A 25994-nucleotide genomic window follows, 5' to 3' on the forward strand; every position below is an offset into this window, starting at 1 on the left:
AAGAAGGAGAAAGGAGAGGGAGGCCGTTCAGGCGGCGAGCTGTGCGGCGTACCAGGTGAGAAGCTGATCGACTGCCGTGGTGACGGCGGGCTTGATGACGAGCTCGGTGTCGCCGTCGCGCCAGGCACTGGCGATCTCGGCCAGGGAGGGCACCGACACGGCGGGCAGGCCCGGCATGCGGGAGGCTGCGGCGAGGATCCGGTCGGGACCGGACTCCCATTGGTTGTGCTCGCGCAGGAGGAGGCGGCAGGCGAGCACGAGGTGCTTGTAGAGCTGTCGCAGGGTGGTCGGCTCCGCGTCGGCGCACAGGCGGCGCATGGTCAGCATGACCTGCGGGAGTTCGCGGACGGCGGCGAACGCGAGCTCGTCTCGGCCGATTGTCGGCAGTTCGAGGCCGGGCGCGCTGTGCAGGACGGGGCTGCCCTGCTGGAGCTGGTGGAGGACGAACGCCAGGCGCGGGGTGAGGCGCCGTGCGGTCAGTTCGCCAGGGGTGATGAGGGTGGGGCCGAGGGAGCCCGCACTGCCCAAGGTGGTCCGGTACTGCTCCAGGGCCTCGTGGACTCGCCCGATGTCCTCGTGTTCGGCGATCACGAGGAGGTCTAGGTCGGACCAGCCGGCGATCCAGCTGCCCTCGCCGGGGCTGCCGGTCAGGGCGACGAGCCGGACGCCGGGGCCGTATGCCCGTACCGCATCCGTGAAGTCGGCCGTCGCCGAGGCGACGGCGGCCGGCAGGCCCAACCCGTACGGGGTGGCCACGCGCAGCGTCGCAGTGACGGGCGGGGCGGCGATGCGCCGGAGGCGGGCGCGAAGGGCGGCGATGCTGCCGGTGTTGTCGATGATGTGGTCGGCGAGCGCGGCGACCTGGTGGGCGCCACGACTCATCTTGATCTCGTCCTTCGCGGCGACGGCCTGGGCCGACGTCCCGGACCGCTCGACACGTACGGCGAAGGAGGCATCCAGATAGACGATCTGGAGCGTGTCGCCCATGAGCTGCTTGAGCTCGGCGATCGACGCGTCGTCGTGGACGGACTCGATAGTGAACAGCCGCATGTCGACGTGAGCGTCCGCGAAGCGGTTCAGCTCGCCGAGCAGCAGTTCGGCCTGCCGACGGGCCGACAGCGCGTACGGGTCCGCGAGGCCCTCCCGGTGGGCCGCCTGCTGCAGCAGGAAGCCGATCTTGAGACGCTGGGCGCCGCACGTGCGCTGGACGAACTCGGCACTGGTGCTTTTACCGCACTCGCTCAGCCCACCGAAGGCGAGGACCCGGCGTAGGTGCCGGGTCGGCTTGACCTCCGTCGGGGCGGCGTCGTTCCGGCCGTACAGCTTGAAGCGGGCTGGTACGGGAAGCCGACGGCGGCCGGCCACGACATCGGCGACCAGCGAGTCGAGGGCGGCGCACAGCTCCTCCCGCTGGCCGTGGAGGGCGGGGACGCGCCGGCGGGTCAGCTCGTCCCGGGCCGCCGCCCGCTCGCTGTGCCAGATCCGCAGCGTCAGGACCGACAAGCGGTCGACGACGGAGGCGAGCGTCTCGGTGTGCAGCGGCGCGTCGGCGCGGCCCGCGTCCGCCAGCGAGCCGAGGACCTCGTCGGCCCGCTCGGCGAGCGCGTTGCGTTCGGCGTTGAGCTGGTCGATCTCCCGCTTGCAGTCGGCGACCTGGGCGGCAGAGAGTAAGGCGCCACGCACCCGGTCCTCGGCGTTCCACAGGCGTCCGTTGACGGTGTGGAGCCGGGTGACGGTGTCGTCCAGGCGATGCCGGTCCTTGTCCTGGAGCGTGGCTATGGCCCGTGACAGACCAGGTGGCAGGACCAGGGGCGGGGAGTTCTGGGTCATCGGGGACTCCCGTCGGTGAGTCGTGGAAGGCCGACATGGCCGAGTACGTCGGCGTGGACGTCGTCCAGCGAGCGGCCCTCGCAGTCCACGACCGCGGTGTATGTGTCGTGGTCGACCTGGTGGAGCAGGACCGCGTGCAGCGTCTTCTGATAGGCCGGGTACACCCCGGTCCAGGGGCGACCTTCGCGGGTGCTGGTGATGGCGTAGCTGCGTTCGGCGTCGAGTGACGGCAGCAGGAGGATCGCGGTCTCCGGTGCGATGGCCCGCGAACCGGCGATGCCCGCCACGGTCTTGAACGCCTCGCCGACTGTCAGCCCGTCCTTGACCACGCACGTCGCGGTGGCCACGGCGAGAAGCATGGGTAGGCCCCGGTCCAGCAGCCCCGTGCGCTCGGCCTCGCGGGCGGCGACCCGCTTGGCATGGCCGACGAGCAGCATTTCAGTCAGCTCGACGGTCGTGGACGTCTCGAACCACCACCGGGCGTAGTCGCCGGCCGCCACCCGCGCCCACGGCTCGGGGTCGTGCTCGTGGACCGACCCCAGCGGCTGGAAGCCGTCCCAGCGCCCGGCCAGCCGCACCAGGTGGGTCGTCTTGCCCACGTTGTCAGGGCCGTTGAGGCTGACGAAGTCCGGGACCTGCGCCATTGCTCACGCCTCGCGGATCGGGGTGTCGAGGACGGAGACGATCGCGTCCGTGTTCGCTGCGATGAAGTCGGCGAGCTGCGGCGGCATCAGGTTCAGCTCGCGGACGGCCTCGGCGGTGAACGGCACGCGGACCACCTCGTACCCGCCCCGCTCCGGCTTGGAGAACTCCGTCCCCGTACGCGCGGCCAGGTCCATCGACTCCAGGCGCGCGGCGAAGATGTGCTGCACGCCGACGCCGCCCTCCAGTTCGTCGGTGATCAGGTGGACGAGCTCGGCCCGCTCCAGCTTGCCGCCCAGCTCCTCGAACACCTCCCGGTGCAGGGCCGCCTCGATGGTCGCGTCATCCTCCTCGACCCCTCCGCCGACCGACACCCAGTACGGTTCCCTCCCGGGCTTGGTGCGCTTGATCAGGATCAGCTCGTCGCCGTCGAGGAGGATGGCGCGGGCGTTGCGCTTGACGATGTCGGTCATGCCGTTTGCTCCTTCAGGTGGTGGTACCGGAGAGAACGGGCGGAGGGCCGCCTGGTCGCGGTCGGCACTTCCCCGGCTCGGTGAACTCAGCATGGTGCAGGTCGGTGACGGGGTGTGACGTAGACGTGCTGCAGCAATGCCGCAGCGCTGCTGAACACGGCTGGCTACGCTGGGCGTTTCGGCGTTCCACCGGGTGACGGACAGGGGGTACGACGGTGGTCACGGTGCAGCGATGGTCCGGCCGGGAAGCCCGGCTGTTACGCGACGCCCTGCGCATGAGCCTGCGGGACTTCGCCGCCTACCTGGGTGTGAGCGACCGGACCGTATCGAACTGGGAAGGCGGCGGGGCGAGTTACCAGCCTCGTGGTGAATCTCAAGCCGTCCTCGACACCGCACTAGCCCGCGCGTCGGACGACGTGAAGGCCCGGTTCGCAGCAGCCCTGGGAACGAACGGCGCTGCTCCACCCGTCACAGACCGGATCGGAGTCGACTCCCACAAGTTCCTGCCGGTTTTCATCGGCGTCGAGCGCGCTGGCCGGCTCCGCGCGCACATGACGCCGAGCGCGGACGACCAGTGGCTGGAGTGCTCCTCGGCCCGCGTGGACCACCCCGAAGCGCAGGACTGCGTTCTGCACGTCTTCGCGTGCGGAGCCGCCGTCTTCCACCTCGTCCAACCGCACGAGCCTCCCGCACTCACCGACCTCGCCGTCTGGCGCTACCGCTCGTACGCCTCCGACCTGCCCTGGGCACGGAACAAGCTCCGCGACCTCCTGGACGAGGACCACGACCGCATCCCCAATCCCGAGTACGTCCTCTCCCTGTACTGGCTCACCTCCGCACCCTGGACCGGAGACGCCTACGACACCGCCCTGCGCCTGCTTTCCACACCCTCGGTCCTGGTCGACCGCGGAGCCCCGGGCGGGCCCGCGCCCCTGGACGGCATGGTCGAGGCATCGCTCCTCGCCACCGGCTTCGACCACCCGGACATCGTGTCCTTCGGCGTACGGGGAGTCTCCACCGGCTACGCCGGCTGGTCCGGCGTCGCCTACGCCTCCCACTCCCGTGAGCGCGGCCTCACCACTGCCGAGCTGGTCGCCTGCGAGCTGACCGTCCAGGCCCTGTGGTGCTTCACCCGCCAGGTCCAGCAGATGATCGAGGACGGCCAGGACCCCTCCATGCCCGAGCAGTACGGCTGGCGCTTCCTGCGCGCCGCCTCCTCCCGGCTCACCACCGCCCGCGCCCAGGAGACCGCGCAGCACGTCCTCATGCGGGAGGCCATCATGAAGACCAGCGGACTGGCCGAACGGCTGCGCGCCGCACAGGACGCTCTGCGCGAGAGCGTCGGCTGAGAACCCTGGGCAGGAGAGATACCGGATGGACATCGGCAGCGCCGCGCTGGTCGTGATCGACATGCAGAACGGCTTCGTGAACCACCACAGTCGCCACGCCGTGCCCGCGGTCTCCAACCTGGTCGCCCAGTGGTCCGCCGCCGGCCGCCCCGTGATCTTCACCCGGTACTTCAACTATCCGGACAGCCCCTACGAGCGCTTCTTCCAGTGGCACCGGCTCCAGAAAGCGCCCGAGACCGACATCGTCCCCGAGCTCGCCGAGGCTGCCGCCCACGCACACGCGGTCGTCGACAAAACCGGATACACGCTCCTCACCCCGGAGGCTGCCGAACTGATCCGCCGGGCAGGCTGGACCGACCTCGTCTTCTGCGGGATCGCCACCGAGAGCTGCGTCCTGAAGTCCGCCGCCGACGCCTTCGAACACGGTTACGCGCCCTGGATCGTCACTAACGCCTGCGCCAGCGACGCCGGACTCGACGTCCACGACGCCGGCCTCCTCGTCGCCCGCCGCCTGATCGGAACCGGCCAACTCGTCACCACCAACCACGTGATCGGAAAACTCACTGCGCACGCCGGGGCCCCGGTGTTGGAATAGCCCCATGGCCGACACGCTGTACGACACCGACCTGATCATCATCGGCGGCGGTCCGGCCGGCTGCGCCGCCGCTCGTATGGCCGCCAGTGTCGGCATGCGCTCGAACCTGATCGAGCCGGACCGGCTGTGCCGCAACCTCTACAGGATCCCGGCCCTGAACAACGTTCTCGGCGGCTACACCAGCGGCCCCGAGCTCGCCGACTCCATCGTCGCGGAACTGAAGAGCACGGAGCTGTGCCGTCTCGAACTCGGCAGACACGTCACCGCACTCCACGCCGACGACGACCAGGTGACCGCCATGGTCAACACCGGCACCCGCCTCACCGCCCCGTACGTCATCGTCGCCACCGGCGTCGGCCCCCTCCAGCCCTCCGACGCCGCCTGGATCACCGCCCCCGACGGCCTGACCTTGCCCCCGCTCTGGCAGGCCGAGGCGGATGTCGCGGAAGGCCGCACCCTCCTCGTCCTCGGCGGCGACCGCCCGATCGGCACCTTCCTGCGCGCCAACCCGACCACCGACACCCGCCTGCTTGTGGCGTACCCGGCCGCCGACGCGTACAAGATCGAGGAGATCCGAGAAGACCCCCGCGTCACGCTCCTCCCCGTTGAGCACCTGACGCTGAACCGCGGAGAAGGCGCCTCGGTGTCAGCGGAAGCGGTGGGCCAGAACGGTGCACGGCAGACGACCACGGCGGATGCCGCCTACCTCAGCATCGGAAACGCGCCCACCGCCCCACCCGGAGACCTGACCCGTGGCCCGGACGGATACTGCCCGCCCACCGACCAGCATTCCCGCGTCATCGTGGCCGGCGACCTCCGCTCCGCCCGCTTCCAACGGATCATGACCGCCCTGGGCTCCGGAAGCGAGGCCGCACTACACGCTTACTACGCGGCTCGGGAGCTGCCTGCCAAGGGCTGACCACGGCAGTGCGGTACGGCGGCGAAGGAGAGCGTTCAGATCGGCATCGCTGCGCGTCATCCGCCCATGATGGCGAAGCAGCGACAAGCGGTACCGCTCGGTTTTACGGTTCAGCGCTGTCGCGGGGAACCGTTCGCGGGCCTGGTTCCGATGTGGGCGGGGTGTCCTGGCGCGGAGACGGCGAGGGCGCCGCTGGCGCGCCGGTCCTGGGAATTCTGGGGATCAGCGGGGAGGTCGGCCATCCGCCGCAGCCGCCACACGAGCACGTCGCTCACGCGTTCCGCCGTGTCCAGTTCTCGTAGGGCAGCTGCCTGGGTGAGCAGGGTGGTGGGGTTGTGGCCGGTGGTTCGGGCTTCGTGGAGGGTGGCTGCGAGGGCGGGCCAGCCGGGTTCGGCGAGGATGCGGCCGGCCAGTTCGGGCAGGGCGTGGCGTGCGGTGGTGGCGTTGCCAGGAGGGGGCCAGACGGCTGCCCTGCTGGTGGAGCAGGGCCATGGGGTGGCCGGCGGCGGCCGGGTAGGCGGCGCGAAGGTGCGCGGCGGCTCGGCGGGCGGCTTCGGCCTGCTGGGCGTGCTGTTTCCTGGCGTGCCAGTGCGCGGCGGCAGTGATCAGGAAGACCAGCATGTCGATGACCATCGCGGTGGTGGCGCCGTCTTCACCTCGGCCGAGGGCCGGGCCGCTATGGACGAGGCCGCGGGCGGCTCGGCGCAGGTCGTGGTCGTGGCCGCGTACGGCGCGGACGTGGGAACGGGAGGCGCGTTCGAACGCGGTGGCTGCTGCCTGGAGTTCGCGGCGGGTATGGGCAGCGGAGGTCTGGGCGAGGGCGTCGAGGACTTCGCCGGTGGCGGCGATCTGCGCGGCGATGACGCCGTCGTCACCGTGGTCGATGACGAGCAACGCCCGCCAGGTGGCGCTGGTGGTGCGCCGACGTGCGGACGCGGGCCCGGTCACCGACGGCAAGGCAGGCTGCTGGGTGGGGTCGTCCGGGTTCTGAGTCCAGCGTTCGCGGATGCGGGGCAGGGAGAGGTCCGGGGCGAGCTTGGAGCCGGAGTAGAAGACCGGATCGCCCCTGCCGTTGCGGTCGCCGGGGAGGGCGACGGTGTAGCCGAGAGTGTCGCCCGACGGCGCGATACGGCGCCGGACGAGCAGGCCGGCCGCGCCGAGGCGGTCGAAGAACTCCTCCTCGCCCGCCGCACCGGCCACCGAGCGACGGACCGCCTCCCGCAGCTCCTCGCGCGGGGCGCGCTGCCGACCGCGGCGTTCGGCCTTGTGGCGCTCGGCGCTGGTGGGCCGCTTGGCGGCAGTGCCATCGCCGGGTGTGATCCGGCGCAGGCCGTAGTCCGCTTCGATGAGGCGGGCCTCGTTCTGGGCGCGGCGGGCTTCGTTGTGCAGGCGGGGCCGTCGGCCGTCGTCGCGAACCAGGGTGGCGATGATGTGGATGTGGTCGTCGGCGTGCCGGACGGCCGCCCACCGGCAGGCGGCATCGTCGCCGTCGGGGGCGATGCCGGTGGCAGCGACCATGCGGCGGGCGACGGCTGCCCAGTCGTCGTCGGACAGCACCGGGTCTTCGGGGCTGGCACGTACGGACAGGTGCCACACGTGCTTCTTGGAGCGTCGGCCGGCGGGCAGGGCGTTGACGGGCTGGTCGAGCAGCCGCTGAAGCTGCCCGTAGGTGACCTGCGGGTCGCGGCCGGGGTCGGGAGTGAGTGGGTCGAAAGCCGCCACCAGGTGCGGGTCGGTGTGCTCTTCGTGGGTGCCGGGACCGTACAGGTAGCGGATCAGGCCGATCGTCTCGCTGCCGCGCTTGTGGATGCGGGGGATCACGCCGGGGCACCGCCGTCCCGGTGGGCGAGCAGGGCATCGGCGGCATCCTCCATCCGGCGGGCCGCGCTCAGGACGGCCTGGGCGGTGGCGTCCAGGTGGGGTGCGTCGGCACCGGAGTTAAGGGCTTTGGCGACCTGGTTGAACAGCCCGTGGATGCGGCCCAGGTGTCGGCGGGCGGCGAACACCTCGTTGAGGACTTCCCGTTCGGTGGCGATCTCGGCGGCGGTGCGGGTCAGGTCGCGGGCGGCCTTGTCGACGGCGTAGGCGAGGAAAGCGGCGTTGGTCATCTGGCACGTAGCTGCTGCGTCGGTGAAGCGCTTGTACTCGGCGTCGTTCATGCGGCAACTGGGCGTTGTCACGTTGGCTGACCGATCTGGGATGATCTTGGAGTTGATCGTGCCGGGGAGGAGTCCGCTCGTGTCGTCCGCGCCGCCGTCGTACAAGGGGCACCGGTACCCGGTGGGGGTCATCTCCCACTGCGTGTGGCTGTACTTCCGCTTCCCGCTCAGCTTCCGCGAGGTCGAGGAGCTGATGCTCGAGCGCGGCGTGATCGTCTCCCACGAGACCGTCCGGCGCTGGTGCGCGAAGTTCGGGCAGGCCTACGCCAATGGCCTGCGCCGGAAGCGGCCCCGGCACGGGGACAAATGGCACCTGGACGAGGTCTTCATCAAGATCAACGGCGAGCTGAAGTACCTGTGGCGGGCCGTCGACGCCGACGGCAACGTGCTCGACATCCTTCTCCAGAATCGGCGGGACAAGGCCGCGGCCTGGCGCTTCTTCCGCCGCCTGCTGAAGACGACCTGCTCGGTGCCGCGGGTGGTGGTCACCGACAAGCTCCGTTCCTACGGCGCGGCCCACCGCGAGGTCATGCCCTCCGTCGAACACCGCTCCCACAAGGGCAAAGGCTTCCGTAGCGTCGGCCGAGCCCAGCAGTTCCTGGCCGCGTTCAGCGGCATCTCACCCCACTTCCGACCACGCCGCCACCGGATGACCGCCGCCCACTACCGCACCGAGATGACCACCCGCTTCGCCATCTGGGACCAGGTCACCGGCGTCGCCGGCCCGCCTGCCGCGGCCTGAGCACCCAGCCGGAACCCGGCCCCACCACACCCGACACACCGTCAGGCATTCACACCCTCAACAACGTGACAGCGCCCGACGTGCCCATCGACCCGCAGCAGCGCGCCGTCCTCGAGACCGCGGCCGCCGCCCTCGTAAAGCCGGGCCGCCGGGCCCGGGGCAAGCCTGTCGCGCGAGGGGCTTGCCCCGGCGTCGCGCACGGCGGGTTCGGGGCAGCGCCGACGGCGCCGGTCCGGGTTGTCGACACCGGTCTCGTACCAGGACTCACCGCGCTGGGGCCGGGCAGAGTGTTCACCCACACCGCGACGGCGATGCCCTTCGCATCGGCAGCGGGCACCTGGAGGCGGTTGTCGAGCAGATGCTCCTCCTTGCGCCCGCCGGGGCGACTGTCAGTCGAGGTCGGTGGTATTGGCGCGGGGCCGGTTGCGGGCCCACTTCTTGAGGCCACCGACGCGGTAGAGGAACGCGGCACTGTGCTTGCCGACTGGGGCGGGGAACTCCAGGTCGGGATGCGCTGGGCATGAGCACAACTCCCGCACCAGAGCAGTCACACTCGCGCCGTCACCTACCCTGGGGCGGCTGCGCTCCCGGCAGAGCGCGGGCACGCAGCCTCAGCGGACTGTACCTCAATCTGAATATTCCGCCGTCGACTGTCAGTGGCTCCCTCTACGATGCGGGAAAGTACATCCATTTGCAGTAAAGGGGAAACGGAATGGCGAAGCGCGTGTTCGTCAGTTTCGACTACGACTACGACAAGATCCTCAAGGACTTCCTGATCGGGCAGGCCAAGAACCCGGACTCGCCGTTCGAGATCCACGACTGGTCGATCAAGGAGGCGTCGCCGGACTGGAAGGACAAGGCCCGTGCCAGGATCAGGCGTTCGGACCTTGTTATCGTCCTCTGCGGCGACCACACCGACAAGGCCGTCGGTGTGGGCATCGAGCTCAGGATCGCGCAGGATGAGCAGGTCGACTATTTCCTGCTCAACGGCTACAAGGGCAGGACCGGCAAGAAGCCAACCACTGCGAAGTCCACGGACAAGATCTACAAGTGGACGTGGGAGAACCTTAAGGCTCTGGTTGGCGGGGATCGGTGACGGGCGCTCCCGAGCCGGAGCGACGGGCGGAAGTACTGGACCTCTACAAGCTTGCCGTTGAGATGGCCGACCGGGTCTCCGCCCGCCGTGGAACGGCGAACGCCTTTTTCCTGTCGGTGCAGACGACCTTCATCGCTTTGGTCAGCTTCGGCTTCCCGAGGCTCTCCGAGTCCCCCTGGTGGGTGTCACTGGCCGTGTTCCTGGCCGGCTTCACCCTCTCTGCCACCTGGTGGATGCAACTGCGCAGCTACCGCGACCTCAACACAGCGAAGTTCAAGGTTATCAACAAACTGGAGGAGCGCCTCCCCGTCAAGATCTTCGCTGACGAATGGAAGGAGCTGAAGCGTGACCCCATCCCAGCCTGGCGCGAGCGGTACGCCGAACTGGGTGCCTCTGAACGGACCATCCCTGTGGTGTTCGTCGCAGCCCACCTGCTGCTGTTCGTTGGCAGACTGACTGTGTGATGTATCTTGATTCCCTCGCCGATCTGATCCGTTCCTGTCTTCCCCCGGACGCCGAGCCACCTGCGGACTCTGACGATCTGTTCCGCATCTATGCCGTGCTGCTGAAGGCAAAGGGGGAGCAGGTCACCGACGAAGATGTCCACGATGCCTGGTCAGCCTGGATGCAGTCGGTGGACAGCACCCACGACGCTCTGGTCCCGTTCCGCGATCTCGCCCCGGAGATGCGTGCGGCTGACACTCCGTACACCGTGGCCATCCGGGCGGCAGCCTGCCTTGTGGCAGATGGCCCTCGCTCGTAGACAATCCACTCACAGAAGTCGATGCGCAACCTGATACCCCCGCCCGGGGCCCTCGTTGCCTTCCCGATGAAGGCTACCTATCGAGAGGAAAATCGATCTTCACGGGCGCGGCGTCTTCTGCAGCGGTCTTCATTTCCAGCATCGTGCCGACAAGGGTTGCGAGCCCGATGACCGCAACGAGAATTTTCTGGGAAACGAGCTCTACCGCATGGAAGTATAATCCGTACGTGATCGAATTCACCAATGCTAGATCGAATTTATCGCGTGGAGCGCGGCCGATCCCTCTCACGGCTGTCCCAGGCAGCCGTTCTTCCACCTTGTCCATCAAAGGGTTGATCTGATCCCGCTCCGTCTCACGTCGCTGCCCGATTCGGGTTGCGGCGGAGGTCTTTGTAGGGTCGAACCGAGTGAAGTGCCCCGTCCAGTCCTGGCCGAATGAAACGATACCGCGCAGCGCCGGCAGTTCTCCTAGCCTGTCAGGCCAGTGCAGGGCTGGGTAGTTGGGAAGTTGCGGAATCGGCATCTTCCTGCCGCTTCGCCTATTTCGTGCATCTCCGAGATACGAGTCGGCGGCGGAGCGGAAGCGCTCGTAGTGCTCCTCATCACCGCATACCAGCAGCAGGAAGCGTTCCGGCGGAAGGCTGCGTACCGCTTGTGCGTACTCCCAGAGGGTACTTTCAGCCGAACCGCTTTGGTCTCCTAGGCCAGCCATCATCAGGACTAGCCTCGCACGCCGCATATCCCGGGCGACGATCGACTTCCAGCTATGATGCGGGAGCGGATAGCGCACAGCTCCGGAGGGAAACGGATCATCGTCCTGTAGGTTACCTACTGCGACCACGAGACCGAACCGCCTAACAAGCCGAACAATTCGATACTCACGCGAAACCTGATGCGCGATGCGGTTGGCGTAGCCGAAAAACTCACCAAGCCAGTAATTCCATCGTGGCTGCGTAGCCAGATACTCAATCTCGGCGAGTTCTGCGTCCACCCGAAAGTTCCGCAAGTACAGCACAAAGCAACGGTCTTCGAGTGAATCGCTGGTCTCCAGCGGCGGCGTGACGCGCCTGAGGGCCCCACTCGCAAGCCGACGGCGCAACGGGAGCATACGCATGGCCAAAAAAACCATCACCAGGCCGACAACACCACGACCCCAGAAGTCCTCGCCGGTCTGCAGCCACCCCACCAGGGACACAAGTCCCGCCATAGCCGACCAGTAGAACACCATGGAGGCGAGAAACCCCTTCAGGTGCTCACGTCGGGCTCTTCTCGATGTGTATAAGCCCGCAGAAGGAGCTGGCCCGGCGCTGTCACTATGTCCCATCCGCCAATCCTGGTGTCCCAACCAGAGCTTCAACAAGGGGGCGTCCACACGCACGACCTGAGCTCGGGTATAGCTACCTGATCCTGAGGAGTCTCTGGAGTGAGGGCCGGCGGCAGGCCGGCCCTCGGATGTCTGCTGCAACACCCGAGCCGTGTCACCCCCTGGACTGCGGCGAAAGAACTGGATGCCCGTCCGGCCCCGCTGCTGTGCCGCCGCGGTGACGGCGATGCCCGAGGAAGGAGACTGGCCGATTTTCCCCGGTTCACGCCCAGCGCCGCGAGCACCGGCCCGATCGACCTGACTGCCCGCCGCACCCTGGATACCGGGTACCACGTCGCCGTCCGGCAACGGCAGTTGCTTGCTGTCAGACGGCGACGTTTACGCGGGCTACTTGATGATTGCGGGCCGCTCCGAGTTCGCTAATCGGTTCTTGTCTGCCGCTGATCCTCCTTGACCTGGAGCGTGGTCAGATCGAACGCCCCGTCGATATCGACGTGCTGCCACTCTGTGCCGGGCAGGACGAGGTCGTTGGTCCGGCGAAGGAAGGTCTGCAGAGCGGCTCTGGGCACCTCCAGCACAGCCATCCCTTCGGGAGATCCGAGAGAGATGCAGATGGTCTCTGCGCTGGAACCGTTGCGCGGCCAGATTTTCACGTCCCCGGCCCCGGCATGAGTACGGAGCCCGGCAGCGACGGTCTCCCGGGCGAAAACCCAGGACACGTGCTCGTCGAGTCCCGTGTGGAAGGTCGCCTCGATCGCGTATGGATCTGTCGGCCGGTACCGGAGCTCGGCAGGCAGGGGGAGCGGTGAAGCATCGGAGACCACCAGACCAAACTGAACCGTGCAGGTCACCTCCGGGATCTTCGCCTCGCGGTCTGTCCGGACCGACCAGTCCGCATCGGTCCGCGCCCCGGCAGCCCTGGCTGACTCCTCCCCATGCTGGTGCTTGAGCCGCTTTTCCAGATACGTGCGCACCCGGGAGCGGAACCGCGGCAGGTCACCGGACGCCGCGTCCGCAGCGTGCTCGTCTCCGGGCTGGGCCTTCGTTTCCTCGGCGTCCAGTTCCTGCCGGTGCCGGGCGATGCGGCGCATCGTCTCGGCACCGGTCCGTGCGCGCAAGCCCTTTGCAGCCGGCGTGCCGAGCGAGGACCGCTCGAGCTGAGCCACGAAGTCCAGGGCGGCGAGGCCCTCTGGGTAGCGGCCCAGGTCGGGGGTCTCGCCCCGGGTAAGGCACTCCTGCAGATCTGTCAGCTCCTGCAGGCACGTGCGGAACCGGCCGGATGCAGAACCCTGCGCGGCCTGCTGAATTCTCACGATGGCCTGTGCGACGCCATCGCTGGTGAGTTCCTCTCGCTTCACGCGTCCTCCCTCCCGTTTCGCGTTGCCGCGGAACCAGACTCCTCCGGTGGGCCGCCCTGCTGCCGCGGCGGGTTCTTGCGTAGACGGGACAGCCGCATCGACACGGCCGCCGCCGACATATGGAGGTGCTCGCCGATCTCCTGCCTGGTGTAGTCCCTCATCGACAAGAACAGCGCCGTCCTGGTGGCATCGTCCTTGACCTGGGCGAGCAACCGCTGGACAACGTCATGCCCGATGGCCTGAGACTCCGGACTGACACCGGACAGCGCAGGAAGGGCCTCCAACTCCTCCTGGCCGTCCGGGACGCACGGGGGACGGCGAGCACGCTCCGACGCCCAGCGGCTGAAAACGCCGCCGAACTCCCTGACGACGGCGCCGACGAAGTAGGGCTTCAGCGCACTGCCACCATCCGGACGCCAGCCGCCCTCGACCAGCGCGTGCTTCCGGAACATCCGCAATCCCCGGGCGATCGCCTCACAGACCAACTCCTCCCGCTCATCGCGGTCGGTACGCAGCACCTCCACATCCTGCTCGGTGCGCCGTCGTACGGGGCGCCCGTGCTCCGCGCACGCAGTGAAGATCTGTCCCGTGTAGAGCCAGCTCATCAAGATCGGGTAGGCGTACTCGGTGAGGGCGGTCGCGAAGAGATCCCAGGCCATGCCACTGAACTCGGCAGCCGCCAGGCTCTCGTAGACAGCCGCGTCCTCGTCGGCCACCGCCATGTCGTTCGCGACGGCCTGCCGCGCCGCCTCACGAAGAGCAGCCTCGTCCTCGTCGACCTGCACCTGGAAGAGCGGTAGCCGGCCGGAGTCATCAGTCGCGGCAGGGGCCATCGGCAGCCCTCCAGATGTTCTCGACGGAGACTCGTCGAGCGGATCGTCCTGCATACCTCTCCTCGTACGCCAGCCGGGGCGATGTCGGAAAGGTCCTAGGGGGAGAGATGCCACCCAGCTAACGCCGAAACGAATAAAACATCCGTACGGGCGTATCACCGATGCTTGCGTGAGACGACACCCCACCCACCCCCTACGACAACACCATGACCCAAACACTCGTCACAGCCGTTGCCACGTTGCTGGCCGTTATCGCCGCGCTTGAACATCTGCCAAAGGCACTCACCCGTCTCATCCAGGCATGCATGCCACTGGCGAGGGCATGGCAGGAACTGAAACGGGCCGTGGCTCATGACCTGGACTCACGGACAGCCGAAGACGAGCCAGCCCACAGCCTCCTGGACATCGACGCCACGCATAAGGGACAAGGCCAAGAAACCGAACCCTCTCCCGCCTCCGATCCCATCACGCTCGCCGGCCCCCGTTCGCAGATGGATCTGCCGACAGCTCAAGACCCCGAGCAACACCCCAGCCAGACAGCCAGGAAGAACAGATGACCGGCCTCAAGTACCCGGGCCCGCAGACCTCAGGCCCTCAGCAGGCTCGGGGTCTCGTACGTCACCGCGCGGGAGCCGGTCAGAGGTTGTCCCAGTAGCTCTCCCGCTCGGAGGGCGGCCCGAACCGCTTGATGGACCAGCAGGTGCAGTTCCCGCCCTCGTACAGAACCTTGTCGCACTCCTCGTGGTGCTCCCGCACCGCCCACGATTTCGGATCCGCCGACGGCGCGGGCTGGGGGCGGGCGGTTCCGGGGCAGCTTCGACGGCCAGCACCGTGCCCTCCCAGTCCATGCCCAGCGCGGCGAGGGCGGCGCGCTGCTCCGCGGTGAGCTTGTCGCGCCGGGTCTTGGTGTTCGACAGCCACACGCCCAGCTTCACCGGCACCGGCTCCACCTCGCCGTCGACCACGATCTCCACGACCGTGCTGCGCGGCACCGGCCGGTCCGCGCCTTTCCGTTCAACCCACTGCGCCAGGGCTGCCAGGCCCCACAGGAACGCCGCCTGCGCCTCACTCCCGGGCTTCTTCGCACGGAGAACGAGTGTCATGGCCTGGCACCCGCAGCCGCCGCCGGTCCTATCACCGGACCGCCGCCGCCCGAAACCGAGCCGGTGAAACGGCGATTCGAGCACACGAGGGCCGCCGCCCTGACGGCATGGGCGAACAAAGGCCGGACACACACCCGCTCCCACCGCGCCGCGTACCGCATTACCCGCACCTGCGCCCCCGTACGCCGGGCCGTACACAGACGGCACCCGAACGCGACCGGCCCCACCACCGCACCCCCGGCACGCCACACCGCCAACGGCTCCCCGCCCTCCCCGGCGGGGAACTTGGCATCCTCCCCTCCCCAGGACGGCAACGCCTGCCCCAGAACCTCCTGCCCGACCCCGCACAACCGGGCCAGAACCTCCCGCCCTGACAGCGGTCGTGGCAAAGTCCAGATGTGCGGCCAGCCGAGTCCAGGCTGATGGCCACCGGAATTCCAGGTGGATGGCCGTCTGACCAGTGGTGTTCCTGATCACTTCCTTAACTGGAGGAGACCCCTCCGCCCGTTTGCTGGTGTTTGCACGCATCAGCTACCGGCCGGAGAGGTCCTGTGACGAAGTCTGACACGGAGATTATGGAAATCCTTGAGGCGTACGACCTGACCGGGACGGTCTGGTCGGCGGCGACCTTGACGGGGCACAACCCGAAGACGGTCAAGCGGTATGTCGAGGCCCGCAACGGCGGGCGCAATCCTTACGAGCGAGAGCCACGGCCGAAGATGATCGATGCGTTCCTGGAGAAGGTCGAGGAGTGGGTCGAGCAATCGAAGGCGACGATCCGCGCCGATGTGGTCCACGACAAGCTCGTGAAGATGGGCTACCGGGGCAGCGCGCGCTCGACGAGACGGGCGGTGAACGCGGCGAAGGGCGCGTGGAAGGCGGGCAAGCGCCGGACGTACCGGCCGTGGATTCCCGAGCCGGGCCGGTGGCTGCAGTTCGACTGGGGCGAGGGGCCGCGGATCGGCGGCCGGCGGACCTGGCTGTTCTGCGCTTGGCTGTCCTGGTCGCGGTTTCGGGTGGTGATCCCGGTCTGGGACTGCACGTCGAGCACTTTGGTGGCCTGCCTGGACACCACGCTCCGGCGGATCGGCGGGGCGCCAACGTATGTGCTGACCGACAATGCGAAGACGGTCACCGTCGAGCACATCGCCGGGATCCCGGTACGTCATCCGCAGATGGTCGCCGCGGGCCGGCATTACGGCTGCCAGGTGGTCAGTTGCGTGCCCTACGACCCCGAATCGAAGGGCGGTGCGGAGGCCACGGTCCGTATCGCGAAGGCCGACCTGGTGCCCACCAGCGCGAACCTGCTGGCCGCCTACGACACCTTCGCCGAGCTCGCCGATGCCTGCCTGACCTGGTGCGATGCGGTGAACTCGCGCCGTCACCGGGCGACCGGGCAGATACCCGCCGACCGTCTGGACGTCGAACGCACCACGCTGCATGTCCTGCCCATCGAACCGCTCGCGCTCGCGCTGGGCGAGGAGAGACTGGTCGGCTCAGACCGCACCATCAGCTTCAACTCGGTGCGCTACTCGACCCCGCCGGGCTATACCGGCGCGAGGGTGTGGTGCCGGGTGGTCGGCGACGAACTGTCCATCACCGCCCGCACCGACTCCGGCGATCTCTCGGAGATTTGGCGCCACAAGCTGTCCACCCCGGGTGTTCCGCAGATCATCGACGCCCACTACCCCGACCATCCCGAAGGCCGCAGCGTCCTCCAGCCGAGGCTGCAGCCGCGCTCGGAGGCGGAGATCGCGTTCGTGGGCATCGGCCCCGGGGCGGGGCGCTGGCTCAAGGAGGCCGGACCCGCCGGCGCGGTCCGTATCCGCGCCAAGATGGCCCGCGCGGTCGAGCTGGCCACCGTCTTGGGCAACGACAAAGTCGATCAGGCCCTCGGTCTGGCAGCCACGGCCGGGCGCTTCGCTGACGAGGACCTGCTCTCGATCCTGGGACACATCGCGGACAGCAAGCCCGTCGGCGAGGTCGTCCGCGCGGACGAGGCCCACTCCGTCCAGAACGGAACCATCGGCTGGCAAGCCCTGGGCCAGTAGGTGACGACTTCAAGGAAGTTGACGCACACCTCTGCGGTCAGTCGCCGACAAACCAGAGATATCGGTGTGACCCCTGCTCGACGACCTGGCACAACTTGCGGGCCTGCCCGACCCAGTCACCGCCGCAAGCGGCCGGGAGCTGGTCGAGTTCCGTTAGCAGCAGCGACACCTGCCGATGGTTGAAGACCGCGTCCCCATAGGGAATCAGGCCCCAGAGCATCGGGAACAGGCTCGGATTCAGATCACCGAAAACGGAAGTCCACTGCAACCCGCCCTCGGCCCGGGCTATGACGTCGCCGCTGTCACCACGCACCTGCATATCGATCACCCGTCGAGCCTATCGGCGCCGAACCAGAACGACGAAGGAATTTGCAACCATGACGTTTCCCCAGGCCCCGGCTCTGCCGGAGGAGCTCGACAAGCTCATGCGCCGCATGCGCCTGCCCTATATGCGCAAAGCAGCCCCGGACGTCCTGGCCACCGCCCGTGCCCAACGCTGGGACCCCGCCGAGGTGTTGCGGCTGCTGATAGCCGAGGAGGTCACCGGCCGCGACGCGGCCACCCGGCGTCTTCGCCGGCACTCGGCGAACTTCCCCACTGGCAAGACTCTGGGCTCCTGGCGGGCCGAGGACTCCACCATCCCCGAACCCACCCAGAACTCCCTGATCACCCTGGAGTGGATCGGCCGCGCCGAGAATTTGGTGATCGCCGGCCCGTCGGGGACGGGCAAGAGCCACTTCACCGAGGGCCTGGCCCAAGCCGCGATCGAGAAGGACCTGCGGGTGTCCTGGTTCACCCTGGAGACGCTGAGCGCCGCGATCGGCAAATCGAAGGTCGACGGGTCCACCGCACGGACCGTTGCCCGGATCTGCCGCGCGGACCTCATCGTCATCGACGACATCGGCCTGCTGCCCGTCGGGGAAGACGCTGCTGAGGCGTTCTACCGGATCATCGACGCAGCCTACGAACGCAGGTCCATCGCGGTGACCAGCAACATTCACCCTTCGGGCTTCGACACGATCATGCCGAAGACTCTCGCGGGCGCGAGCACCGACCGCCTCATGCATCACGCTCACCTCGTGACCACCACCGGTGACTCGCATCGCCTCGCCGAGGCCCTCGCCGGGAAGGGAGTAGTCCCCTTGAACTGACCCTCACCCCGGGAACACCCGCGGCCACACGCCTGGCTTTCTGATGGCCACCAGCCTGGGCCTCGAACGGCCACCCACCTGGGCATCTCAATGACCGTTGACACCCCGCAGGTAGACCTGCCCCCACCGACGTAATCCTTCCGAGCTACCGTCGGCCAGATCTGCCGCTACTGCTCACGCATCTCCGAACCAGATTGCTGGGTGAGTATGGTCATCCCCCGCAAGAGTGAGCGCGCTGACGGCATGTTCTCGGGCACAATGTGGTGCATGCCCGAATACCTCGAACTCGACTTCGCTGGCGCCGCGTTACGTGTTGAACTCGCCGACGTCGGAGAAACGGCACCCACACTTGCGCCCGCCCCTGCGGACTCCGCGGAAGCGGCAGATCTTCCGGAGGGCTTCGGTACGGCTACGCCGGTCGCCCGCGGAGGACGTGCCGCAGCGCTCGCCCAGGACCTCCTGCGCACCACACTCCGCCCCCTTGGACCGCTTCTCGAAGAGGTCCATTCCGCAGTCACCAGCACTGAGCACCCGCCACAGGAGCTGAAGGTCGAGTTCGGCATCCAGATCGGCCAAGACCTCAAGATCGGGATCGTCGGAGCGAACGGCAAGGCGACCATGACCGTCAGCGCCACCTGGCAGAACCAAGGCACCGACGACGCCTCCCAGGCGTAGTAATGGGTTGGTTCCGCCAGCCGGCAGCCCCGGTCATCCATGCCGCGCTGCTGCGTGAGAGCGACTTTAAGGCGGCGGGCGCCGCCGTACTCCTTTCGCCGAACCGGCTTCTGACATGCGCCCACGTTGTCAATGACGCGCTAGGACGAACGCTGATGAGCTCTCAGCGCCCGGCGCCCGAGCAGCCCCTGAGTATTGCCTTCCGCAGCTCGGGGGCGATTACTCGGCGCGGCACGGCCCGTCTGTCCGTGTGGCTGCCGCCTCAGCTGCGGCCAAGCAGCATCGTGTGGGACGGCGACCTTGCAGTCCTCGACCTGGAGGAGACCGCCCCCGAGTGGGCCACGCCCGTGGTGTGGCGAGAGATGTCCGAGGGATTGGAGCTCCGGGCCTGGCACGGCGGCGGCGTCGCCATTACCTACGCCGACGCCGTGGCCGGCTACCAGGACGACGGCTGCTGCTACCTCGACGGTAGTCTCACCGGTGCCGCCATCGGACCTGGATACAGCGGTGGTCCTCTGTGGGTGAGGTCCGACCGCACCGTTGCCGGACTGGTCATCGCTCAGGTGATGCCGGATACGGGACCGTTGCGGTCGCAGGACACCGTCCGACGCGGCTGGGCCGTGCCCTGGCAGACAGTACGGGAACAGCTGACCCGTGCGGGCGCAGACGACGTCCTTGCCGAGTGCGAGGTCGCCGATCCAGGCGGATCCACCCGAACCGGGTCTGGCGAGACATTCGTACAAGCCATCGTGCCGCTGCTGCGGGCTCTTCTGGACGATCCTGTGAGGCGCACTGACCACTGCCGGTACCTCGCGGTCGGCATTGGATGGGAACCGCCGCCCGACTGCGAGGGGCCGGCGCCCACCCTGGAGGAGCTCGCTGCGCTGCTGTTGACCGAGGAGCGAGCGCTGGCCACGCTGACGGAGTCACTGGCACCCGCAGTTGAGAACCACACTGGCGATCGCCGGACGCTGAGCGGCCTGCTGGCAATGGGGCGTCTTGAGGGCGCAATCCGGCTCCTGTCCGTCAGCGAGCACCAGCAGCTGACCCGGGCACTGCTCACGGTAGTCGCGGCGGAACCGGACCTGATCTCACGTGCCGCGCGGGAAGCACTGCGGTTCATGGAGCTCCCAGAGACGTTGATGCAGGCTTCACGGCTGACGAAGACAGACGTTGAAGACATCGTGCTGAGGCTTGAGGACTTCCCGGACGGGCGCGGCGGCGCGGGGGACTTCCTGCCCGTCCCGGCACTGCTCAGGCTGGCGGAGTTTGTGGCGGCAGCGGTGACCGACCTGGAGTGCCGCGCAGTCCTGCACACCTGGTGCGATCGCGTCGCCGGGCGCCTGGGGATCAGCCCCTCGGCATTGAGGGAGCGGCGTGCGGATGCGAAGGCATGGGCGTCCCACCGGCCGCCACCCATCACTCGGATCGTCGTCCGCCTGACCCGGGCGGGAACCGGCAGCCCGGAGCATTTCCTCTGCGAGATCTGGCTGAGTCACCGGGATGGTACGCGGACGGCCGTGACCACCCCGCCAAGCCCCCTGCTGCCGGATGAGATAGGACGGCTGGTACGTCGGGCTGCGGACGACAGCCATGTGGGATGCGGCCTTCCGCCGACCCAGGTGGATGTGGTCGTCGGCGGCGACGGGCTGGAAATCCCCGTCGACAGCTGGCAGGCGGGAAGCGAACTCGGAGATGTCTTTCCCGACCTCGGCAAGCTCAGCCTGCCTCTCGGCAGCCAGTACCGCGTGGCCCTTCGCTGCCCCGAGCTAACCAGCCGCATCTCCACGGCCGCCAGCGAGATGCGGCGACGATGGGCGGCTGGGGACGCCAGAACTCTCGTGGTCGACGAGCCGTCCGTTAACCCGCAGCGTCTGTACGAACTCCTGCAGAAGCCGCACTACGACACGGTTCGGGTCGTGCTGCACGGCCCGCCAGAACAGAGGCATCGGCTCCTCCCCGTGTGCCTGGCCATGGGCGTACCTGTTGTGCTGTGGGACCGGGCTGCCGCATCACACGAGGACGCCACTCGCCTGAGCGACCTCGATCCCACCGGACCCCTGCACAAACTCCCGGAACGACTTCAGGACTTCAGAACAATCCTGTATGCCTCCGAGGCACCCTCCTCAGCCGTGAGACCGACCCTTGTGTGGGACGAAGGCGACCTGTCGCTGCCCGGCCCACTGCAATTGGCGGATCCCTCGTGAAACAGCGGCCACGACGCCGTACGACCGCCCACAGAATCACGGAAACAGAGTGGAGAACCGATGACGGCCCAGGAACCTCAGGGACAGCACGACACGGCCGAGGAAGGACGAGATGCCGACTGGCGGCTCTTCAAGGGCGACCGCCAGGTCAGGAGCATCGCCTTCCCTAAAGCCCCACCCTGGCGACGGTTCGGCGGCACTGATACGGACGGCTCCCAGCGCGACCGACCGTACCTCATCGGCCCTCAAGAGGCTGACGTCGTCAACGCCGCGCTGCTGCTGCGTCGGCCGCTGCTGGTGACGGGTCACCCGGGGACTGGCAAGTCGTCCCTCGCGTACGCCGTGGCCCATGAACTATCTCTGGGCCGCGTCCTGCACTGGCCCGTCAACAGCCGCACTACCCTCCAGGATGCGCTGTACCGCTACGACGCGATCGGCAGGCTCCGCGAGACGAACATGAGACGCGAACCACACGGGGACGACGACGCCACACCGGAGCCCGGCATCGGCTCGTACGTGCGACTCGGCCCACTCGGCACGGCACTGGTGGCGTCGGAATTGCCGCGCGTTCTCCTCGTGGACGAACTGGACAAGGGTGACGTCGACCTGCCAAACGACCTGCTCAACGTATTCGAGGAAGGCGAGTTCGAGATCCCGGAGCTAGCCCGACTTCCGGAGGAGCACTCAACAGTGCGCGTGATGACTGCCGACTCCGACAAGTGGACGGACGTTGTCCGCGGCCACGTGCGCTGCTCCGAGTTCCCCGTCGTCGTCATCACCAGCAACGGCGAGCGCGACTTCCCGCCAGCCTTCCTGCGCCGGTGCGTACGGCTCGACCTTCCAGAACCCGACGAGAACCGCCTGCGCGCCATCATCTCAGCCCACCTGAATCCCGGGGGCGACACCGACACAGACGATATCGACGACCTGATGCACGCCTTCCTCTCCCGCAGAGCCCGCGGTGAATTGGCGACGGACCAGCTGCTCAACGCGGTGTTCCTGCGTCGCGGAGGCGTCGAACTCGACGCAGACGGCCTACTGGACGCCGTACTGCACCGCCTCGCCAGATCGCTGTGACCCGAACCGTGTTGCACAAGGTTCGCAGCGTCCTGTCCAGTGACGGAGAGCTTCTCGAGGCCGAAGAGCTCCTCGACGTGCTGTGGCTGGCAGCCCAGCTTCCTCCGGCAGCGGCCACCGCGTTGGTGAGGGCCGCTGCCACCGTTGAGCCACCTTCCTCGGCGGCCGATCGTACGGCTGGCGCCGCTGCTGGGCACGCTGTCGAGCCGTCCCCCGAGGATGGGGACGAGGATGGACAGAGGAAAGCTTCTCCTACGGATTCGGGGACCGGATCCGATTCCGAGCACGGGGATGGCCTCCATGCAGCCCCCGCCGCCCCGGAACAGTGGCCTGGACACTCCGACCAGGCCGCGATGGCCGTACGCACGCCCGGGATGAAGGCGTTGGAAGGGGCGGAGCTCCGGCTCGGGCGGGCCCTTCGCCCGCTGAAGCAGCTACGTCCCGACCCCCTGCGCACTGAACTCGACGTCAACGCAACGGTCTCGGCCATGGCCGAGACCGGCCTCCCGGAAGCAGTGCTCCGTCCCGCGCAGACCAGATGGCTCGATCTGACGGTCCTCGTCGACGACGGCGTCTCGATGCTCCTCTGGCAGCGGCTCGCTGGAGAGCTCCGTGGGCTGCTGGAGCGCTGCGGGGCATTCCGACATGTACGCGTCCACGGCCTGGATAGTCGAAGTCCCACCGGTCCCCGGCTGAGCGGCCGCCCGTACGGCAAGCCGGACGGGACGCTGCCGATGTCCACGGTGCTCGATCCCTCGGGTAACACACTGCTCCTCGTCGTGAGCGACGGCGTCGGCCGGGCGTGGAGAGACGGGGCGATGCACAAGGCCCTCCTTCGCGCCGCGTCGGCAGGGCCCACGGCGGTGGTGCACACACTCCCACGGCGCCTTTGGGCGGGCTCGGGCATCGACGCAGTGAAGTGGAGGGTGACGACCCGGCGAAGAGGAGCGGCGAACCGGTCCTGGCATATCGAGGACCTTGTGCTGCCGCCCGACCTGGCACCGTACGACGGGGTGCCGGTTCCGGTGCTGGCCACGGACGGGAGCACCCTCGGCACGTGGGCCCAACTGATCGGTTCCCCCGGAGACACCGCGGTGCTTCCCCTGCTGACCCAGCCCGACTCCCCAACCACGACCGCCGGCGAGCAGGCCTTCAGTCGGCAGAACACGGTCGGGGACGCAGAAGAGGCCGTGCTGCGGTTCCGGGGCGTCGCGTCCCCGGACGCCTACCGCCTGGCGGCTCACTTGGCGGCCGTGGCGCCGCTGCCCGTACCCGTGATGCGGCTCGTCCAGCACGCAGTAGATCCGGCCGTCGACACGTCTCACCTGGCGGAGGTCTTCCTCGGCGGACTGATGCACGGCGTCGACGTGTCCGAGGACCTCCCGCACCAGAAGATCTTCGACTTCACGGAGGAGACCCGGAGCGTCCTGCTGGGCACGGTGCCACCCGCCGATCTGGTCCGCACCACGCGCGAGGTCGCGGCACACCTCGCCGAACTCACGGCTTCCTCAGTCGGCTTCCCGGCCTGGCTTCCCCACCCCGAAGGCCGCGAGCGGGTGAGCTCCGGAACACGCGGGCCGTTCGGCTGGCTGGATGACACCCTCAAGCGCAGGCTCGGGGCCTCGCTGTCTGAGACCCCGGATCCGGAACCGAATCCGCCACGTCTGCAAGACGAACTGCGGGAGCTTCCGGAGGGCTTCGTCGAACTGTCGGTCGTGCAGCTGGCCGCCTCGCGGGAACGAGTGTCCTTGCCGCACCAGGTAGGTGTGATCCCGCCTCGGGCGAAGTCCTTCCAGCACCGCGCCGAGGCCGAGCAATTGCGGGCGGCGGTCGATGGTGGGGGCACGGCGGTGCTGTGCCAAGTCCTGACGGGAACCGGTGGGGGCGGCAAGACCCAGCTCGCCGCCGATTTCGCCCGCGCCGTCTGGGACTCTCGCGGGGTCGACGTGCTGGTGTGGATCAGTGCCAGTACCCGCCCGGTGATCGTGGCCGGGTACGCACAGGCCGGAACTGAGCTCCTCGGCGCCGACCCGCAGGACCCGGAGCAGGCCGCGAAGACATTCCTGGCCTGGCTCGAACCCAAACCCGGTGTGAATCGGTGCCGGTGGCTGGTCGTCCTGGACGACCTCGCCGACCCGGCCGACCTACGGGGCCTGTGGCCCCCCACCAGCCCCTCGGGCCGAACCCTTGTCACCACCCGCCGACGCGACGCCAACCTCTCCGGTCCCGGCCGGCGATCGGTCACCGTTGGCCTGTTCACCCCCGACGAAGCCACCACCTACCTGACCACCACCCTGACACCCCACCGCCGCCACGAATCGGCCAATGAGCTCACCGCCCTGGCCGCCGACCTCGGGCACCTGCCCCTGGCCCTGGCCCTGGCCGCCGCCTACCTCATCGACACCGGCATCGACTGCGCCACCTACCGGCAACTGCTGACCGACCGCGCCCGGACGTTGACGGACGTCCTGCCTGAGCCCGACGCGCTTCCCGACGCCCACGCCACCACAACCGCCGCAGCCTGGTCCCTGTCCATCGAACGCGCCAACCGCCTACGCCCGGCGGGCTTGGCCAGCCCCATGCTGCAACTGACCTCCATACTCGACCCCAACGGCATCCCGGCATCCGTCCTGACCGCACCTGCGGCCCTGGACTACCTCACCAAACACCGCACCCCCGGCCAGAAACCCAGCAGAAGCGAGCGACCACGGCGCGCGCAGGACGCGTCCGACGCGCTGCGGTGCCTGCACCAGCTCAGTCTGATCGACACCCCTCCCACCCCACACCAGACAGTCCGCGTCCACAACCTCATCCAACGCACTGTCCGCGACACCCTGTCGACAGACCAGCACAAGCAGCTCACCCGCGCCGCCGCCGACGCCCTGACCGATATCTGGCCCAAGGTCGAGCGCGACACCGCTCTTGCCGGGTCCCTGCGCGCCAACGCCGAAGCCCTCATCAGCCAGGCTAAGGACGCCTTGTGGGATCCCGATGCCCATCCCGTCCTCTACCGCACCGGCACAAGCCTCGGCGAAAGCGGGCAGGTCACTGCTGCCGCCATCCACTTCCAACACCTGGCGGCCACTGCCCACCACCGGTTGGGGCCTGATCATCCCGACACTCTCAGCGCCCGGGGGAGTCTCGCTTTTTGGCGGGGTGAGGCGGGGGATGCGGCCGGGGCGGTGGAGGCCTTTGCCGGTCTGCTGACCGACCAGGAGCGGGTGCTGGGGCACGAGCATCCCCATACTCTGAGCGTCCGGAACGATCTCGCCTCCTGTCGGGGAAGGGCGGGGGATGTGGCCGGGGCGGTGGAGGCCTTTGCCGGTCTGCTGACCGACCAGGAGCGGGTGCTGGGGCACGAGCATCCCAGCACCCTGGTGACCCGGGGCAATCTTGCCTTCTGGCGGGGAAGGGCAGGGGATGCGGCTGGGGCGGTGGAGGCCTTTGCCGGTTTGTTGGCCGATCTGGGGCGGGTGCTGGGGCACGAGCATCCCAGCACCCTGGTGACCCGGGGCAATCTTGCCTTCTGGCGGGGCGAGGCGGGGGATGTGGCTGGGGCGGTGGAGGCCTTTGCCGGTTTGTTGGCCGATCTGGGGCGGGTGCTGGGGCACGAGCATCCCAGCACCCTGGTGACCCGGGGCAATCTA

23 protein-coding genes and 2 pseudogenes are annotated in these 25994 nt (G+C 68.3%); 14 read left to right on the forward strand and 11 right to left on the reverse strand.

The genetic code is table 11. The features are described 5' to 3' along the window. Positions 1-27: 27 nt before the first annotated feature. The 3 genes from ACFYY7_RS39995 to ACFYY7_RS40005 are packed head-to-tail and all read right to left on the reverse strand — an operon-like array spanning position 28 to position 2945. Complete coding sequence (locus tag ACFYY7_RS39995; RefSeq protein WP_388669653.1) at positions 28-1830, reverse strand: DUF4254 domain-containing protein; 1803 nt, start codon at positions 1828-1830, stop codon at positions 28-30. Next, positions 1827-2474 (reverse strand): hypothetical protein, encoded by a 648-nt coding sequence (locus tag ACFYY7_RS40000; RefSeq protein WP_388669657.1) that lies wholly within the window; start codon positions 2472-2474, stop codon positions 1827-1829. Before ACFYY7_RS40000 ends, ACFYY7_RS39995 begins: the two co-directional genes overlap by 4 nt. Before the next feature lie 3 nt (positions 2475-2477). Next, positions 2478-2945, reverse strand: coding sequence for an NUDIX domain-containing protein (locus ACFYY7_RS40005; protein WP_148839922.1), 468 nt, complete (start codon positions 2943-2945; stop codon positions 2478-2480). Positions 2946-3220: 275 nt separating this feature from the next. On the opposite strand from ACFYY7_RS40005, the gene ACFYY7_RS40010 reads away from it, so the two are divergent. From ACFYY7_RS40010 to ACFYY7_RS40020, 3 genes are read left to right on the forward strand one after another with little or no spacing between them, the layout of a single operon-like run. Continuing rightward, on the forward strand, positions 3221-4294 hold the full coding sequence (locus tag ACFYY7_RS40010; protein WP_388669710.1) for a helix-turn-helix domain-containing protein: 1074 nt from the start codon (positions 3221-3223) through the stop codon (positions 4292-4294). A gap of 25 nt (positions 4295-4319) precedes the next feature. Next, positions 4320-4889 carry an isochorismatase family cysteine hydrolase gene (locus tag ACFYY7_RS40015; protein ID WP_388669660.1) on the forward strand — a complete coding sequence of 190 codons (570 nt, stop codon included), beginning with the start codon at positions 4320-4322 and terminating at the stop codon, positions 4887-4889. 4 nt (positions 4890-4893) lie between these two features. Continuing rightward, positions 4894-5808: an FAD-dependent oxidoreductase gene (locus tag ACFYY7_RS40020; RefSeq protein WP_388669663.1), complete on the forward strand. Its 915-nt coding sequence runs from the start codon at positions 4894-4896 to the stop codon at positions 5806-5808. A 110-nt stretch (positions 5809-5918) separates the two neighbouring features. Here the strand turns inward: ACFYY7_RS40020 and ACFYY7_RS40025 are convergent. Next, a pseudogene (locus tag ACFYY7_RS40025) lies at positions 5919-7629 on the reverse strand (relaxase/mobilization nuclease domain-containing protein). Next, complete coding sequence (locus tag ACFYY7_RS40030; RefSeq protein WP_388669666.1) at positions 7626-7967, reverse strand: plasmid mobilization relaxosome protein MobC; 342 nt, start codon at positions 7965-7967, stop codon at positions 7626-7628. The pseudogene ACFYY7_RS40025 and the gene ACFYY7_RS40030 overlap by 4 nt, the downstream one beginning before the upstream one ends. A gap of 40 nt (positions 7968-8007) precedes the next feature. Between ACFYY7_RS40030 and ACFYY7_RS40035 the strand changes: the two genes are divergently transcribed. Beyond that, positions 8008-8709 (forward strand): IS6 family transposase, encoded by a 702-nt coding sequence (locus tag ACFYY7_RS40035; RefSeq protein ID WP_388669669.1) that lies wholly within the window; start codon positions 8008-8010, stop codon positions 8707-8709. Between the two features lie 389 nt (positions 8710-9098). Here the strand turns inward: ACFYY7_RS40035 and ACFYY7_RS40040 are convergent, their stop codons facing one another. After that, the gene (locus tag ACFYY7_RS40040; protein ID WP_388669672.1) at positions 9099-9260 is read right to left on the reverse strand and encodes a hypothetical protein; all 162 of its coding nucleotides are present in this window, start codon (positions 9258-9260) and stop codon (positions 9099-9101) included. 161 nt (positions 9261-9421) lie between these two features. On the opposite strand from ACFYY7_RS40040, the gene ACFYY7_RS40045 reads away from it, so the two are divergent. From ACFYY7_RS40045 to ACFYY7_RS40055, 3 genes are read left to right on the forward strand one after another with little or no spacing between them, the layout of a single operon-like run. Further along, positions 9422-9805 carry a TIR domain-containing protein gene (locus tag ACFYY7_RS40045; protein ID WP_388669675.1) on the forward strand — a complete coding sequence of 128 codons (384 nt, stop codon included), beginning with the start codon at positions 9422-9424 and terminating at the stop codon, positions 9803-9805. Beyond that, the gene (locus tag ACFYY7_RS40050) at positions 9802-10269 is read left to right on the forward strand and encodes a hypothetical protein (RefSeq protein WP_388669678.1); all 468 of its coding nucleotides are present in this window, start codon (positions 9802-9804) and stop codon (positions 10267-10269) included. The genes ACFYY7_RS40045 and ACFYY7_RS40050 overlap by 4 nt, the downstream gene beginning before the upstream one ends. Beyond that, positions 10269-10568 carry a hypothetical protein gene (locus ACFYY7_RS40055; protein WP_388669714.1) on the forward strand — a complete coding sequence of 100 codons (300 nt, stop codon included), beginning with the start codon at positions 10269-10271 and terminating at the stop codon, positions 10566-10568. Before ACFYY7_RS40050 ends, ACFYY7_RS40055 begins: the two co-directional genes overlap by 1 nt. A gap of 73 nt (positions 10569-10641) precedes the next feature. Here ACFYY7_RS40055 and ACFYY7_RS40060 read toward each other — a convergent pair whose 3' ends face one another. The 3 genes from ACFYY7_RS40060 to ACFYY7_RS40070 form a co-directional block, all read right to left on the reverse strand. Continuing rightward, entirely contained in the window at positions 10642-11796 is a 1155-nt protein-coding gene (locus ACFYY7_RS40060) for a hypothetical protein (RefSeq protein WP_388669681.1), read from the reverse strand. A gap of 515 nt (positions 11797-12311) precedes the next feature. Continuing rightward, complete coding sequence (locus ACFYY7_RS40065) at positions 12312-12752, reverse strand: SsgA family sporulation/cell division regulator (protein WP_388669717.1); 441 nt, start codon at positions 12750-12752, stop codon at positions 12312-12314. A gap of 494 nt (positions 12753-13246) precedes the next feature. Further along, complete coding sequence (locus ACFYY7_RS40070; RefSeq protein ID WP_388669684.1) at positions 13247-14137, reverse strand: RNA polymerase sigma factor; 891 nt, start codon at positions 14135-14137, stop codon at positions 13247-13249. A gap of 152 nt (positions 14138-14289) precedes the next feature. Between ACFYY7_RS40070 and ACFYY7_RS40075 the strand changes: the two genes are divergently transcribed. Further along, on the forward strand, positions 14290-14640 hold the full coding sequence (locus ACFYY7_RS40075) for a hypothetical protein (RefSeq protein WP_388669687.1): 351 nt from the start codon (positions 14290-14292) through the stop codon (positions 14638-14640). A gap of 300 nt (positions 14641-14940) precedes the next feature. On the opposite strand, the pseudogene ACFYY7_RS40080 reads toward ACFYY7_RS40075, so the two are convergent. After that, positions 14941-15714, reverse strand: a pseudogene (locus ACFYY7_RS40080) (helicase associated domain-containing protein); the annotation flags it as partial. 47 nt (positions 15715-15761) lie between these two features. Between ACFYY7_RS40080 and istA the strand changes: the two are divergent. Further along, on the forward strand, positions 15762-17237 hold the full coding sequence (gene istA / locus ACFYY7_RS40085; protein WP_388669690.1) for an IS21 family transposase: 1476 nt from the start codon (positions 15762-15764) through the stop codon (positions 17235-17237). A gap of 37 nt (positions 17238-17274) precedes the next feature. Here the strand turns inward: istA and ACFYY7_RS40090 are convergent, their stop codons facing one another. After that, complete coding sequence (locus tag ACFYY7_RS40090) at positions 17275-17556, reverse strand: hypothetical protein (RefSeq protein WP_376313956.1); 282 nt, start codon at positions 17554-17556, stop codon at positions 17275-17277. 58 nt (positions 17557-17614) lie between these two features. Between ACFYY7_RS40090 and istB the strand changes: the two genes are divergently transcribed. The 5 genes from istB to ACFYY7_RS40115 form a co-directional block, all read left to right on the forward strand. Next, positions 17615-18388, forward strand: a complete 774-nt coding sequence (gene istB, locus ACFYY7_RS40095) for an IS21-like element helper ATPase IstB (RefSeq protein ID WP_376313896.1) — start codon at positions 17615-17617, stop codon at positions 18386-18388. A gap of 267 nt (positions 18389-18655) precedes the next feature. Continuing rightward, entirely contained in the window at positions 18656-19063 is a 408-nt protein-coding gene (locus ACFYY7_RS40100; protein WP_388669694.1) for a CU044_2847 family protein, read from the forward strand. 155 nt (positions 19064-19218) lie between these two features. Continuing rightward, positions 19219-21270 carry a hypothetical protein gene (locus ACFYY7_RS40105; RefSeq protein WP_388669697.1) on the forward strand — a complete coding sequence of 684 codons (2052 nt, stop codon included), beginning with the start codon at positions 19219-19221 and terminating at the stop codon, positions 21268-21270. Between the two features lie 60 nt (positions 21271-21330). Next, positions 21331-22347: an AAA family ATPase gene (locus ACFYY7_RS40110; RefSeq protein WP_356091177.1), complete on the forward strand. Its 1017-nt coding sequence runs from the start codon at positions 21331-21333 to the stop codon at positions 22345-22347. 8 nt (positions 22348-22355) lie between these two features. Next, a partial coding sequence (locus ACFYY7_RS40115; protein ID WP_388669701.1) for an SAV_2336 N-terminal domain-related protein occupies positions 22356-25994 on the forward strand: 3639 nt, incomplete at its 3' end.

Source organism: Streptomyces sp. NPDC001933 (assembly GCF_042890955.1).
Taxonomy (GTDB): Bacteria; Actinomycetota; Actinomycetes; order Streptomycetales; family Streptomycetaceae; genus Streptomyces.